13 protein-coding genes are annotated in these 13,769 nt (G+C 70.9%); 10 read left to right on the forward strand and 3 right to left on the reverse strand.

Features of this window, described 5'->3' with window-relative positions:
- Nucleotides 1–49 precede the first annotated feature (49 nt).
- Complete coding sequence (locus KAG51_RS11740) at nucleotides 50–955, reverse strand: SDR family NAD(P)-dependent oxidoreductase (protein WP_290583867.1); 906 nt, start codon at nucleotides 953–955, stop codon at nucleotides 50–52.
- Nucleotides 956–1,106: 151 nt separating this feature from the next.
- Between KAG51_RS11740 and KAG51_RS11745 the strand changes: the two genes are divergently transcribed.
- Genes KAG51_RS11745 through KAG51_RS11760 form a run of 4 tightly spaced genes read left to right on the forward strand, consistent with a single transcriptional unit; the run spans nucleotide 1,107 to nucleotide 5,040 of the window.
- A complete protein-coding gene (locus tag KAG51_RS11745; RefSeq protein WP_290583869.1) occupies nucleotides 1,107–2,624 on the forward strand; it encodes a carotenoid oxygenase family protein in 1,518 nt (505 codons plus the stop codon).
- Nucleotides 2,625–2,639: 15 nt separating this feature from the next.
- The gene (locus KAG51_RS11750) at nucleotides 2,640–3,932 is read left to right on the forward strand and encodes a winged helix-turn-helix transcriptional regulator (protein WP_290583871.1); all 1,293 of its coding nucleotides are present in this window, start codon (nucleotides 2,640–2,642) and stop codon (nucleotides 3,930–3,932) included.
- A complete protein-coding gene (locus KAG51_RS11755) occupies nucleotides 3,929–4,630 on the forward strand; it encodes a hypothetical protein (RefSeq protein ID WP_290583873.1) in 702 nt (233 codons plus the stop codon). Before KAG51_RS11750 ends, KAG51_RS11755 begins: the two co-directional genes overlap by 4 nt.
- Nucleotides 4,631–4,659: 29 nt before the next feature.
- The gene (locus tag KAG51_RS11760; RefSeq protein WP_290583875.1) at nucleotides 4,660–5,040 is read left to right on the forward strand and encodes a nuclear transport factor 2 family protein; all 381 of its coding nucleotides are present in this window, start codon (nucleotides 4,660–4,662) and stop codon (nucleotides 5,038–5,040) included.
- Nucleotides 5,041–5,070: 30 nt separating this feature from the next.
- Here KAG51_RS11760 and KAG51_RS11765 read toward each other — a convergent pair whose 3' ends face one another.
- Entirely contained in the window at nucleotides 5,071–6,015 is a 945-nt protein-coding gene (locus KAG51_RS11765) for a helix-turn-helix domain-containing protein (RefSeq protein ID WP_290583877.1), read from the reverse strand.
- Nucleotides 6,016–6,082: 67 nt separating this feature from the next.
- Complete coding sequence (locus KAG51_RS11770) at nucleotides 6,083–7,642, reverse strand: S-layer homology domain-containing protein (RefSeq protein ID WP_290583879.1); 1,560 nt, start codon at nucleotides 7,640–7,642, stop codon at nucleotides 6,083–6,085.
- A gap of 229 nt (nucleotides 7,643–7,871) precedes the next feature.
- On the opposite strand from KAG51_RS11770, the gene KAG51_RS11775 reads away from it, so the two are divergent.
- The 6 genes from KAG51_RS11775 to KAG51_RS11800 are packed head-to-tail and all read left to right on the forward strand — an operon-like array spanning nucleotide 7,872 to nucleotide 13,699.
- Nucleotides 7,872–8,666: an ABC transporter ATP-binding protein gene (locus KAG51_RS11775; protein ID WP_290583881.1), complete on the forward strand. Its 795-nt coding sequence runs from the start codon at nucleotides 7,872–7,874 to the stop codon at nucleotides 8,664–8,666.
- Entirely contained in the window at nucleotides 8,663–9,379 is a 717-nt protein-coding gene (locus KAG51_RS11780; RefSeq protein WP_290583883.1) for an ABC transporter ATP-binding protein, read from the forward strand. The genes KAG51_RS11775 and KAG51_RS11780 overlap by 4 nt, the downstream gene beginning before the upstream one ends.
- Nucleotides 9,380–9,403: 24 nt before the next feature.
- Nucleotides 9,404–10,303 (forward strand): branched-chain amino acid ABC transporter permease, encoded by a 900-nt coding sequence (locus KAG51_RS11785; protein ID WP_290583885.1) that lies wholly within the window; start codon nucleotides 9,404–9,406, stop codon nucleotides 10,301–10,303.
- The gene (locus KAG51_RS11790) at nucleotides 10,303–11,457 is read left to right on the forward strand and encodes a branched-chain amino acid ABC transporter permease (RefSeq protein ID WP_290583887.1); all 1,155 of its coding nucleotides are present in this window, start codon (nucleotides 10,303–10,305) and stop codon (nucleotides 11,455–11,457) included. The genes KAG51_RS11785 and KAG51_RS11790 overlap by 1 nt, the downstream gene beginning before the upstream one ends.
- The gene (locus KAG51_RS11795) at nucleotides 11,454–12,665 is read left to right on the forward strand and encodes a thiolase family protein (protein ID WP_290583889.1); all 1,212 of its coding nucleotides are present in this window, start codon (nucleotides 11,454–11,456) and stop codon (nucleotides 12,663–12,665) included. The genes KAG51_RS11790 and KAG51_RS11795 overlap by 4 nt, the downstream gene beginning before the upstream one ends.
- Complete coding sequence (locus KAG51_RS11800; RefSeq protein WP_290583891.1) at nucleotides 12,662–13,699, forward strand: hypothetical protein; 1,038 nt, start codon at nucleotides 12,662–12,664, stop codon at nucleotides 13,697–13,699. The genes KAG51_RS11795 and KAG51_RS11800 overlap by 4 nt, the downstream gene beginning before the upstream one ends.
- Nucleotides 13,700–13,769: the final 70 nt, after the last annotated feature.

Below are 13,769 nucleotides of genomic sequence, written 5' to 3' on the forward strand. Positions count from 1 at the left end.
TCGGTCCTTCGGGATCGGTCGAGATGGTGCAGGGTCGAGGTGAGGGGCGTCAGGCGAGGTCGGCGAGAAGGCTCTGGAAGGCCTCCTGGGCGCTGCTGTAGGTGTGCGGCTCTCCCTCGCGGCTCCGGTCGAGCAGGTCCTCGAGGTCGCGCGGGTCCAGGCGCCCCGGGGGGTGTGCGACCGTGGCGTGCTCGACGACGTCAACGGCTCGGACGGCGGACCCTGCGGCCACGACGACCTGGCCGTTCAGGACGCAGGCCGGATCGGCCAGAGCGCCGATGACGGGCGCGACCAGCTCGGGGCGCAGGTGCTCGGCCTGCTCCGGCGCGATGCCGTCGGTGGTCATCTGGGTCAGGGCGTAGGGGAGCAGCACGTTCGTCAGCACGCCCTTGGGTGCCCCTTCGAAGGCGGCGGTGCGCGCGAGCGCGATGACCGCACCCTTGCTCGCCGCGTACGCCGCGGCCGCGAGCTCGCCGTGCAGGCCTGCGCCAGAGGCGACGACGATGATGCGGCCGTGCCCGGCCGGACGCATGGCGGCTGACGCGGCAGCCACGACCAGCGCGGTGCCGGTGACGTTGACGTCCATGACGTGGCGGAACGTCTCCGGGGAGGACTTGTGCAGCATCTCCAACGGGTTGATCGCCGCGCTCGTGACGCAGATGTCGAGCCGCCCGAAGTGGCGCGTCGCGTCCTCGACGAGGCTCGCGGCGGTCGCGGGGTCGGCGACGTCGCCGTGATGGGCGACGGCGCGGCCTCCGGCGGCCTGGATCTCGGCCACGACGTGATCGGCCGGACCGAGGCCGTTCTCGTCGACCTGCCGGTTGCGGTTGTTGACGACGACCGCCGCGCCGAGCTCGGCGAGATGGAGCGAGAAGGCGCGGCCGAGGCCCTTGCCACCTCCGGTGACGATCGCGACCTGCCCGGCGAGGGGCTGGTCGGGCTGGGCTTCGGACATGCGACACCTCTGGCGTTTCGGGGTCCGGGCGTTGCCTGGGGCAACTTTTCTGGCCTCGGACGGTGGAGTTACTCTGATAGTAGTAGTACGGTGTGACGCAGATGACAAGGCCCCGGCGGAGATCGGTGGGGCGAGACGAAGGGGAACTTCCATGGATGTCGAGCTCGTCGGACGCCTCCTGTCCACGCTGCCGGAGGACGACGACCACCCGTACCGCACGGGTCCGTGGCAGCCGCAGACGAACGAGTGGAAGGCCGACGGCCTCGAGGTCGTCGAGGGCGAGATCCCGACCGATCTGGACGGGGTCTACCTGCGCAACACCGAGAACCCGGTGCATCCGTCGCTGAAGAACTACCACCCCTTCGACGGCGACGGGATGATCCACGTCGTCGGCTTCCGCGATGGTGAGGCGTTCTACCGCAACCGCTTCATCCGCACCGACGGGCTGCTGGCCGAGCAGGAGCACGGCGGGCCGCTGTGGGCCGGGCTGGCCGAGGCGCCGCAGTGGGCCCTGCGCGAGGACGGGTGGGGCTCGCGCACCCGGATGAAGGACGCCTCCAGCACCGATGTCGTCGTGCACCGCGGTGTCGCGCTCAGCAGCTTCTACCAGTGCGGTGACCTGTACCGGATCGATCCGTTCACGGCCGAGACGATGGGCAAGGAGAGCTGGAACGGGCACTTCCCCTTCGACTGGGGCGTGTCGGCCCATCCGAAGGTCGACGGCCGCACCGGCGAGATGCTGTTCTTCAACTACAGCAAGGAGGCGCCGTACATGAAGTACGGCGTCGTCGACGAGAACAACGACCTCGCGCACTACATCGACGTCCCGCTCCCGGGTCCGCGTCTGCCGCACGACATGGCTTACACCGAGAACTACGCGATCCTCAACGACTGTCCGCTGTTCTGGGACGAGGAGCTGCTCAAGCGCGACGCTCACGTGGCACGGTTCCGTCCCGACCTCCCGACCCGTTTCGCGGTCATCCCGCGTCGCGGCCAGACCTCCGACATCCGCTGGTTCGAGGCCGAGTCGACCTACGTGCTGCACTTCGTCAACGCCTACGAGGACGGGGACGAGATCGTCCTGGACGGCTTCTTCCAGGGCGACCCGGAGCCGGCCGACAACGGCATGGGCGACAAGTGGCAGCGCGCGTTCCGCTTCCTCGCACTGGATCGCATGCAGTCACGCCTGCACCGCTGGCGCCTCAACCTCGTGACCGGTCAGGTCAAGGAGGAGCAGCTCAGCGAGTCGATCACCGAGTTCGGGATGATGAACGGCGACTACACCGGCGAGAAGTACCGCTACGCCTACGCCGCGACGGGCAAGCCCGCCTGGTTCCTGTTCGACGGTCTGACCAAGCACGACCTGCACACCGGCACCGAGGAGCACTACAGCTTCGGCGACAACGTCTACGGCAGCGAGACCGCGATGGCACCGCGCGTCGGATCGACCGCGGAGGACGACGGATACCTCGTGACCTTGACGACCGACATGAACCAGGACGCCTCCTTCGCCGTGGTGTTCGACGCGGCGCGCGTCAGTGACGGGCCGGTCTGCAAGCTCAAGCTCCCCGAGCGGATCTCCTCCGGCACGCACTCGACGTGGGCGCCAGGGGCCGAGCTGCGTCGCTGGCAGACCGCCGACTCCGCGGCGTCTGCCGTCGGGCTCTAGCCCGGCGGATCGGGGATGGGCGACGACGTGGTGGCGCAGGGGGTTGATCCGGCTCGTGCGACCCTGCTGGAGGCCGGCGGCACCAACGCGGTGGGCCGGATGCTGGGCCTGCTCGGTGACGAGTGGACCCTGCTGATCCTGCAGCACTCGATGTGGGGCCTGCGACGGTACGGGCAGTTCATGGCGGCGATCCCGATCTCGAACGCGGTGCTCACCTCCCGTCTGGCGCTGCTGACGCGTGAGGGGCTGTTCGACCGTCAGGTCTACCAGCACAACCCGCCGCGGGCGGAGTACCGCCCCACCGCACGGTCACGATCGCTGTGGACCGTGCTGCTCGCGATCTGGGACTGGGAACGCCAGTGGGTGCCCGAGCACGCGCAGCGGCTGCCCGTCATGCGGCACGCCGCGTGCGGTGCCGACTTCGCCCCGGTCGTCGGGTGCGCCGCGTGCGGCGAGGCCGTCGCGCTCCGCGACGTCGGGGCCGAGTGGGGCCCCAGTGGCAGCTGGGAGCGGTCGGTCCCGGCCGCGGCGACCCGCCGTCGGTCCGAGGTCGAGGGGGGCGGCGTCCAGTCGGGGATGTTCCCCGACACGATGGCGATCTTCGGCAACCGGTGGTCGTCGGCCCTGATCGGCGCCGCCTTCCGTGGGGTGAGCCGCTTCTCGGAGTTCGAGGCGAGCCTGGGCGCGCCACCGACCCTGATCGCCGACCGGCTGCGGGTCTTCCAGGCCATCGGCGTGCTGCAGCCGGTCGACAACCTCGGGCGCTCGGACTGGATGCAGTACCGGTTGACCGCCAAGGGGCGGGCGTTCTTCCCCGTCGTCCTGCTGACGCTGCAGTGGGCCGACCGCTGGTACCACGCTCCGGAGGGCCCGGCGCTCGCGATGACGCACCGGGCCTGCGGTGCCGCGCTCACGGCGGTCCTGCAGTGCGACCAGTGCGAGCGGCAGCTCGCGGGCGCCGACGTCGTCGTGGCCGACGACCACCCCGATCCGCTCATGGCGGGCAGCGAGCACATCGACGCCGCGGCGATCGAGGACGTGCTGATGGAGCACCCCGACGTCCGCGAGGTCGCCGTGATCGGCGCGCCCGCGGATCCGGCGGGGGAGACGCCCGTCGCGTTCGTCGTCGGGGCGGACGGCCTCACGGTCGAGGCGCTGATGGAGTTCGTCGCCACACGCCTCCCACCCGCTCGGCGACCCACCGTCGTCGAGCTCATCGACTCCCTTCCCCGCACGTCCGTGGGGAAGGTCTTGAAGCGGGACCTCCGCGCGCCCTACTGGGCCGGACACGACAGGAGCACGACATGACCTGGGCCACGATTCGTCAGGTGGTGATCGGGGCCGAGGACCTCGACGCCACGAGCAAGGAGATCCGCGAGGGGCTCGGTCTGTCCAGCGGCTTCGCCGATCCGTTGCTGGAGGACATCGGCCTGGCCGACGAGACGATCCGCGTGGGTGGTGAGGCGCACCTCGAGGTCGTCGCCCCGCTGAACACGACGGCGTCGATCAACGGCTGGCTCGCGAAGGTGGGCGGCGGGGGCGGGTACGCGCTGTCGATCCAGGTGCCGGACGCCGCGACGTTGGTGGCCAACGCCGAGTCCGCCGGCGTCCGTGTCGTGGCCGATCTCGAGGCGTACGGCCGCCGGATCGTGCAGCTGCACCCCGGCGACATGGGCCTGCTGGTCGAGCTCGACGAGATCCCCGAGCCGGACCAGTGGTTCTGGGACGACATCGCCACCGAGACCCCGGAGAACCCCCTGGTCGACGACGTCCTCGCGGTCGACGTCGAGTCGCCGGACCCGCAGGCGCAGGCCGCGCGGTGGGCCGCGGTCATGGGCGTCGAGGTCGAGCCCGGCGAGGTGCCCTCGATCCGGGTCGGATCACGCACCGTGCACTTCGTGCGCGGCGCGCGTCGCATGCTGAGCGCGGTCGACCTGCGCACGGTCGCCGGCGCCGATGCCCCCGCCACCCTGTCGGTCAGCGGCGTCCTGCTGCGACTGCGATGACCCGGACCACCCGATCGAAGGAGAACGAGATGACCGATGACGAGAAGATCGCCCTGACCCGCCAGATGCTCACGGCGTGGGACGAGCTGCGGTGGGACGACGTGGCGGCGATGTTCGCCGAGGACGGCGTGCTGCACAGCGTTATGAAGGACCCGGTGGTCGGGCGCGCGACGATCGACGAGCACCTGCGGCCCTTCCGGGAGAACGCCGCCAACGTCGACCTCCAGGTCAAGTCGATCGGCGTCATCGGCGGGCGGGTGTTCGTCGAGCGGGTCGACGTCTTCGACTACGCCGAGCACCACGGTGAGGTCCCGGTCGTCGGGATCTTGTCGTTCGAGGACGGCCTCGTGACCGAGTGGCTCGAGTACTACGACCGGGCCACGCTGCTCGCGGGCATGGGTGCGAGCTAGCGGTACCCGGCTGGCGGGGGCTGCGGTGCCTCAGCCGAGGTGCTGGAGCAGGTCGCTGCCGCGCAGGACCTGGTGGCACTGGTCGCAGCGGAAGACGCCGGTGAACGCCGCGCCGCACGAGCGGTGCGTCCAGTCGAGCACGTCCCCCGCCGGCTCGTGGTACCAGTGCTCGGCCCAGCTCGCCGTGGCGCCGATGACGGGGAAGAAGTCCAGCCCCTTGGCCGTCAGCCGGTACTCCGACCAGTCGGGTCGGTCCGGCAGCACGACCTGGTGCAGGATCTCGTGCTCGCACAACGACGTGAGGCGCGCGGCGAGCAGGGTCGGGGGGACCTTGAGCTTGTCGTGGAAGTCGTTGAACCGGGTCAGGCCCATGAAGGCCGCCCCGACGATCGCCGACGACCAGCGATTGCCGAAGACCGCCATCGTGGCGGGGTAGAAGTACTCCTGCTGCCGCCGGCTGCCTGACCGGCGGCGGGTGTGGACCGCGGGCACAGAGCGTCGCCAGCCGCCCGCGGGTCCCCACGAGCTCGCGATGTCCTGGGCCGTCACGGGCTCGGCGCAGGCGCTGCAGCAGAAGTCGGGCGTGAACTCGCGACCGCACGCCGCGTGCAGCATCGACGGGGTCGTCGTGGTCGGCTCGGGGGTCCAGCGCCGTTCCCAGCGCCACAGCGCGGTCAGCACCGGCCAGAGTCCGCGGCCCTTGGCGGTCAGCAGATACTCCGATCGCACGGGGTTGCGCTGGTAGACCTCGCGGCGCAGCACGTCCTCGGCGACGAGGGCGTCGAGCCGCGTCGTGAGGACGGCGTGCGAGATCGGCATGGCTGCGCCGAACTCGGCGTACCGGCGCGCTCCGTTGAGGGCCGCGCGCAGGATCAGCAGCGTCCACTCGTCGCCGATGATCCCGAACGCGAGACCCAGGGCGTTGGGTCCTGGGGCCTCCGGCGTCTGGTCGCTGCCGGTCCGCTCATCGGTCACCCGGGCAGGATAGTCCGCCCGCGGGCGGAGGGCGGTCCGGCTGAGAGAGTCGCCGGGCGTGGTGGGGCTACGACCAGACCCGCACGTAATCGATCTCCATCGTGGCGGGGAAGGCTGTCGCGCTCGACGGGAGGTTCCCCACCGTGCCGACACCCTGGGTCAGGGTCAGGGTGAACGGCTGATCGAAGGGGGCGCCGAGCGGCGTTCCTGCGACCTCCTCCCAGGTGTGTGTGAGGCACACCTGACCGTCGTACAGGATGGTGATGCCCGTCCTGGACCACTCGGCGGTGTACGCGTGGAACTGCGTCGGGTCGGCGATCATGCAGTGATGGTTGGTGCGGGCCGCGCCGTTCTCGGAGGGGCCGTAGTGCAGCATCGGGATGCCTCGATCAGGCCAGGACGAGAAGTACTCGACGATGTCGATCTCCCCCGAGTACGGGAAGGCGCCGTACGTCCCAGGATGCTGGGGATAGAGCCAGAACGCGGAGTGGGTCCCGGGCGCCGTGACCGACGGCATCTTGGCCCGCATCTCGAAGCGCCCGTAGGTCTGACTGAACAGCGCCCAGGTCGAGACCGACCCCGCCGTGTGCTCGGACGGGTAGTCCCCGATCGGGCTCTGGCACGTCATGGGATCGACGGTGCGCGCGGTGAGCTTGAGCGTCCCCGAGCCGACCGCGATGTTCTCGGGGGAGTCGAGGTAGCAGTCGTTGCCGATGGAGTACCCGGACTGCGCCGTCTCCAGGGGCAGCCACTTCGACCGGTCCAGCGTCGTTCCGGTGAAGTCGTCGGCGAACGTGCAGGTCCACGGCGTGCCGTCCGGCTTGACGATCCTGACGCCGCACGGCCCTTCCGGGATCGGAGGCGGGGTCTCGGGCCGGGTGGTCTCAGGCTGGCTGGCTCGGCGGTAGAGGAAGGCGGCGATCTGCTCGCGCTGGGCGATGCCGGTGGGGCGGAAGGTGCCGTCGTCGTAGCCGGTGGTGATGCCGGTCGAGGCGAGCCAGACGATCTCGCGGTAGAAGTGCGCGGTGGTGGGGACGTCGGTGAAGGGTGAGGTCGAGGGCAGGGTGACCTCGGGTCGCCCGGCGAGGCGGTAGAAGAAGGCGGCGATCTGCTCGCGCCGTGCCAGGCCGGTGGGGCGGAAGGTGCCGTCGTCGTAGCCGGTGGTGATGCCGGTCGAGGCCAGCCACGCGATCTCCCAGGCGAACGGGTGCAGGAGGGGGGTGTCCTGGAAGGTGTACTGCGAGCCGGAGCCCAGCGTCGTCGCGCGGACGGGGAGCGAGGCCCCTGACCATCCGGCGTCGTTCCAGGCCTGCACCGTGACGCCGTAGGTCACGTTGTCCGCCAGGCCCCTGAGGGTGGTCGACGTCAAGGTCGACCAGGCCGTGACGGGATCGCCCCCGGCGACGGGTGTCGCGGTCGTCCGGTAGGTCCGCGCGCCGTCGACGCCGGACCACGTGATCGTGAGTGTTCCCGGCGCCGGACCTGCCGTCCGGTCCAGACGCACCTCGTGCGGGACCGTCGCTGTCGTCGCCGCGCTCGGGCCCGTTGCCACGACGTCGACCACGAGCAGGCCCGCGGCCAGGCTCAGGGCCACGGCGTGGCCCACCATCTCCGTCAGCATGCGCATGACGTCTCCCTCCCTGGGGGAGGGTCCGCGGCCGAGCCCGTGCCGTCAGCACGGGTCAAGGGCGTCTCCGAATCTCCCAATTCGGCGGCGCCACGTGATCTCCCTCGGGCGAACGGTAACCCGCGCGGGCGCCGACGCGCACCTTGTCACGGCAGGACGGACCGATGAACGTTCTCACTCTGCTTGACGTAGCGATGCGATCCTCCCTAGAGTCACACTATTAGTTGTAGTGACCCACCTCACGCGACCAGGAACGGACATCGCCATGCTCAACGTCTCGGACGTGGCCCTGACATTCGGGGGCATCCGCGCCCTCGACGCGGTCGGCTTCACGGTCGGCCCTGACGAGATCTGCGGTCTGATCGGGCCCAACGGTGCCGGCAAGACGTCGATCTTCAACTGCATCACCCGCATCTACCAGCCGGACTCGGGCACGATCACGTATGGCGACACCGATCTGCTGACGGTCCCGCGCCACCGCGTCGTCGGCCACGGCATCGCGCGCACGTTCCAGAACCTCGCCCTCTGGCCCCAGCAGACCGTGCTGGAGAACACCATCGTGGGCGCGCACAGCACGGCGACCCCCGGTCTGCTCGCCTCGGCGATCGGCTGGCCCGCGACGCGCAAGGCGGCCAAGCAGGTCGAGCGCGACGCGTGGGACCTGCTCGACCACCTCGGCATCGCCGACCTCGCCTCGCACCAGGCCGCCGGCCTGCCCTTCGGCACGCTGAAGCGGGTCGAGCTGGCCCGGGCCCTCATCAGCCGTCCGTCCCTGCTGCTGCTCGACGAACCGGCCGGCGGCCTCACGCACTCCGAGGTCGACGAGCTCGGCGACCTGATCCTGGGCCTGCGCCGCGAGCTCGGCTTCAGCGCCCTGCTGGTCGAGCACCACATGGGCATGGTCATGCGCATCTGCGACCACGTCGTCGCGATGGAGTTCGGCCGCACGATCGCCGACGGCACCCCCGACGAGGTCAAGCGCGACCCAGCCGTGGTCGCGGCCTACCTCGGGACCGCGGCATGAGCGCCCCGCTGCTGCAGGCGAAGGGACTCTCGGCCGGCTACGGCCAGGCGATGGTGCTGCGCGACGTCGACGTCGAGGTCGCCCCCGGCCAGGTCGCGGTCGTGCTGGGCGCCAACGGCGCCGGCAAGACGACCCTGATGCGCGCGCTCGCCGGGCTGCTGCCCTTCTCGGGCGAGCTGCTGATCGACGGTCAGGCCGTCCGCAACTCGCGGCCCGACAAGATGGTCGGGCACGGCGTCAGCCTCGTCCCGCAGGGCCGCGGCACGATGTCGGCCCTCTCGGTCGTCGACAACCTGCGGGCCGGGGCCGTGAGCCGCCGCGACCGGGCGGGCGTCGAGGAGGACATCGAGCGCTGGTTCACGACGTTCCCCCGCCTGGCCGAGCGGCACGAGCAGCCGGCCGGCACCCTGTCGGGCGGTGAACAGCAGATGCTCGCGATCGCCCGGGCCCTGATGAGCCGGCCCCGTCTGCTGCTGTGCGACGAGATCAGCCTCGGACTCGCCCCGCGCATCGTGCAGGAGCTGTTCGAGACCATCGCGCAGATCAACGCCGAGATGGGCACGGCGCTGCTCCTGGTCGAGCAGAACGCCGCCCTCGCGATGAAGATCGCGTCCTCCGTCTACCTGCTCGAGGTCGGTGAGGTCGTCGAGTCCGGCGACGCTCGCGACTTCGAGCAGAGCGAATCCATCCGCCGCGTCTACCTCGGCTACTGAGAACACGAAGGGAACGACGACACGATGGACATCTTCCTGACCCGTCTGTTCGCCGGCATGACCGCCGGATCGATCTACGCGATGATCGCGCTGACGTTGGTGATCGTGTTCCGCAGCTCGGCCACGATCAACTTCGCGCAGGGCGAGTTCGCCCTGTTCACGACCTATGTCTCCTGGTGGCTCACCGAACGCGGCTGGAACATCTGGGTGACCCTGATCCCCGCGGTCGTGATCGGCTTCGTGCTGTGCGCGGCGGCCGAGCGCTTCCTCGTGCGCCCGGTGCGGCGCCGCGACGAGGCAGCAGTCCTGATCGTGGGGTTGGCCCTCTTCACCGGACTCAACGGGCTCTCCGGCACGATCTGGGGCTCCGCCGACAAGGTCTACCCCCGCCTGGTGCCGGTGTCGGTCGACTCCTTCCTGGAGATCGCCGGGGCGCGGCTGTTCTACGACTCCCTGTTCGTCATGGGCGCGCTGGTCGCCATCGTGGGCGGCATCACGTTGCTCATGAGCCGCACCAACCTCGGGCTGCAGATGCGGGCCGTCGCGACCAACCAGGAGTCGGCGGGACTCTGCGGCATCAAGGTCGGACGCGTCTTCATGATCAGCTGGGGCCTGGCCGGCGCGATCGGTGCGGTCGCCGCGGCGATCCTCGTGCCGATCCTGCCGCCGGGCCAGCTCGGCCTCCCGGGCATGTTCCACATGCTGATCTTCGGCACGGTCGCCGCGATCCTCGGCGGGCTCGACAGCATCAAGGGCGCGGTCGTGGGTGGCCTGTCGCTCGGCGTCGGCCTGGCCATGATCAACGGCTACGGATCGGCCCTCGGCGGATCGATCTCCCTGACGGTCGCGCTCGTCGTGGTCGTCGCCGTCCTGGGGCTGCGCCCCAGCGGACTGTTCGGCAGCAAGCGTCTGGAGCGTGTGTGATGAGCACCCTGATCGACAAGACCTCCGCAGCGCGCCCGTCCGGCGAGGCGCCTGAGGGCTCGGGCCGGCGCGGACCCCTCGTGATCTTGCGGGGCACGGGTCGCTACCGCGGCATCGTGGCGGTGTGCCTCGTGCTCGCCGCCGGCTTCGTCGCCTGGGGCGGCACGCTCCAGCCGTTCGAGCAGGGTCAGCTGACCCGTGCCGCGATCTTCGCGATCGCGATCCTCGGCCTCAACTTCACCACCGGGTACGTCGGGCTGCTGTCCGTGGGGCACTCGGCCTTCCTCGGCCTGGGCGCGTACACGACCGGCGTGCTCGTCGTGAGCTACAACCAGACCGCCCTCTCGACGATCCCGGTCGCGATGGCCATCTGCTTCGTGCTGGGTCTGCTCGTGGGCATTCCGGCCCTGCGCATCCGCGGTCTCTACCTGGCGATCGTGACGCTGGCGCTCGGCGTGGCCTTCCCCGAGATCGTGGCGCGCCTGGGCGACCTGACCGGCGGTGCCGAAGGACTCACGATCCGCCGCACGCTGCTGCGGCCGCCGGAGTGGTCGGGCTTCACCCTCGGTGAGAAGGACCAGTGGCTCTACTGGCTCACGATCGTCTGCCTGGTGCTGGCGTTCGTGGTGCTGCGCAACGTCATCACGGGTCGTTACGGCATGGCGATGAACGCGGTGCGCCAGAACGAGATCGCCGCGGCGGCCTCGGGGGTCAACATCGCGACCGTCAAGATCTTCAGCTTCGCGGTCTCGGGCGCCATCACGGGCCTGGCCGGCAGCCTCTTCGCGATGTACATCGGCAGCCTCTTCGCGGAGGGCTCGTTCACGGTCCTGGCTGGCATCACGCTGCTGATCGGCCTGGTCGTGGGCGGCGAGCGCACGATGCTCGGCCCGATCCTCGGTGGCCTGATCGTGGTGTTCCTGCCGTACTACACCTCCGACCTCGGCGGCGGTCAGTTCTCGGCGGTCCTGTTCGCGATCGTGCTCATCGCGGTCGTCTTCGTGGCGCCCGACGGCATCGCGGGCGGGCTGGGCCGGGTCATCGCCAAGTTCGTCCGGATCGAGGCACGCCGGCCGGAAGGCCGTGACGGCGGGTTGCTCGGGACCCGCGCGTCCGATCCCGAGCCCGCCGCCGACCCGGGGGCCGGCCGATGACGGCCGAGGCGTTCGTCTACGACGCCATCCGCACCCCGCGGGCTCGCGTGCGGCGCGACGGCGGCACGCTCGCCGGCGTCCCGCCCTACGACCTGCTGGCCCAGCTCCTGGTCGAGCTGACGCGGCGCGGACTTCCGGCGAAGGTCGTCGACGACGTCGTGATGGGCGTCAGCACGACGGTCGGTGAGCAGGCGGGCGACCTCGCCCGCGTCGCGGTCATGCGAGCGGGCTGGCCCGACGAGACGCCGGCCGGCGTCGTGTCGCGCCTGTGCTGCTCGGGTCTGGACGCGATCGCGAGCGGGGCCGCTCAGGTGCGCACCGGCATGGCCGGGGCGGTCGTGGTCGGCGGCGCCGAGTCGATGTCCCGCACGCCGATGATGGCCGACCGCCCCGCCTTCGCGCTCGAGGACGACCTCGGCAGCGCGACCGGCTTCGTGACGATCGGCGTCTCGGCGGACGCGACCGCCGCGAAGCACGGCTTCACCCGCGCCGAGCTGGACGCGTGGGCCGTGCGCTCGCACGCGCGCGCCGCTGCGGCCGACTGGCGCTGCGTCGTCCCCGTGACCTCCGGGGGCGAGACGCTCCTCGAGCGCGACGAGGGCGCCCGGGACGGTGTCACGGCCGAGAGCCTCGCCGCCCTGCCGGCCCTCTTCGCCGACGACCCCTTGTGGTCGCGCGTCGAGGAACGCTTCGCCGGATTCGTCCGCCCGGCCGGCGGTCTGCACACCGTGGCGACGGCACCGCAGATGTGCGACGGGGCCAGCGCCGCGCTGCTCGGCTCGGCCGACCTGGAGCAGACACTCGGTCGCGCCCCGATCGGGCGGATCGTGGCGTGGGCCCACGCGGCCGTCCGGTCGCCGGGGCTGGACGGCACGATCACGGCCGCACGCACGGCGTTGTCCCGGGCCGGCATCGAGGCCGACGATCTCGTCGTGGCCGAGGTCAACGAGTCGTTCTCGGTCACGCCGTTGCTGGTGGCCCGTGAGCTCGGGCTCGGCGACGACGTCATCAACGTCCAGGGCGGTGCGGTCGCGGTCGGTCACCCGCTCGGCGCCAGCGGCGGCATGCTCCTGGCGCACGCGATGGAGCTGCTCGGTCGTCGCGGCGGCCACGGCCTGCTCGTGATCCCGGGGGCGCTCGGCGTCGCGACGGCGGTCGTGGTGGAGGGCTTCGCCCAGGAGGACGCTCTACCCGGAGGTGGCGCATGACGTACCGCGTGGTGCAGTGGGCGACGGGCGCGATGGGCACGGCGTGCCTGCGCATGATGCTCGACCACCCGGGCGTCGACGTCGTGGGCGTCCACGTCTACAGCGAGTCGAAGGCCGGGCTGGACGTCGGCGAGATGGCGGGCCGACCCGCCACCGGCGTGCGCTCGACCCGCGACCCGCAGGCGATCCTCGACCTGCGGCCCGACGTCGTCGTGCACGCCGGCCGCATCGGCACGTACGGCAGCCACGACGCTGAGATCATCGCGCTGCTCGAGGCGGGCATCAACGTCGTCTCGATCAACGGGTACAGCCATCCCGAGCACCTCGAGGGTCCGCGTGCGGCCGCTCTGCGCGAGGCGTGCTCGCGAGGCTCCTCCTCGCTCGTGGCGGCGGGTCTCAACCCGGGCTTTGCCGCCGAGCAGCTTGCCGTCGTGGCTAGCGGGCTCGTCGGCCGGCTCGACCACGTCGAGATCGTCGAGCACGCCGACAGCCGGGCCGTGCGCGACCCGGAGTACCTCTTCGGCGTCCTGGGCTTCGGGCAGACCCCTGCGCAGCTCGAGGGTCGAACGGACGGACCGGACGTCGCGCTCCACGGGATGTTCGCCGAGGTCGTGGCGGCGACGGCCCAGCACCTGGGCCTGGCGCTCGACACGATCGAGCCCGATCACGTGCTCCACCTGGCCGAGCGCGACCTCGAGGTCAAGGCGGGCACGGTCGCCGCCGGCACGGTCAGTCACTTCAACTGGCGGTGGCACGGGGTCAGCGACGGCGCCCGGCGCATCACCCTCTCGATCCACTGGTACCTCGAGACGACCCACCTCGACACCGACGAGCCGCCGCTGTGGCAGCTGCACCTGACGGGACACCCCGGCGTCCGGGTCGACGTGGAGCTGGAGAAGCATCCGGACGACACGAGCCGCATGCCGGCCGAGCCGTACGCGGTGGGCGCATCAGTCGTGAACGCGGTCCCGTGGGTCGTGGCGGTGGCGCCCGGCCTCCACGTGCGTCCGGTCGTCACGCCGAGCTGGACCTGACGCGACCCGTTGTCATCGGGGCGCCACGGAGTTACTCTGTTACATGTAGCACACATTGGACGGGTCTCCC

Source organism: Aeromicrobium sp. (assembly GCF_023146395.1).
Taxonomy (GTDB): Bacteria; Actinomycetota; Actinomycetes; order Propionibacteriales; family Nocardioidaceae; genus Aeromicrobium.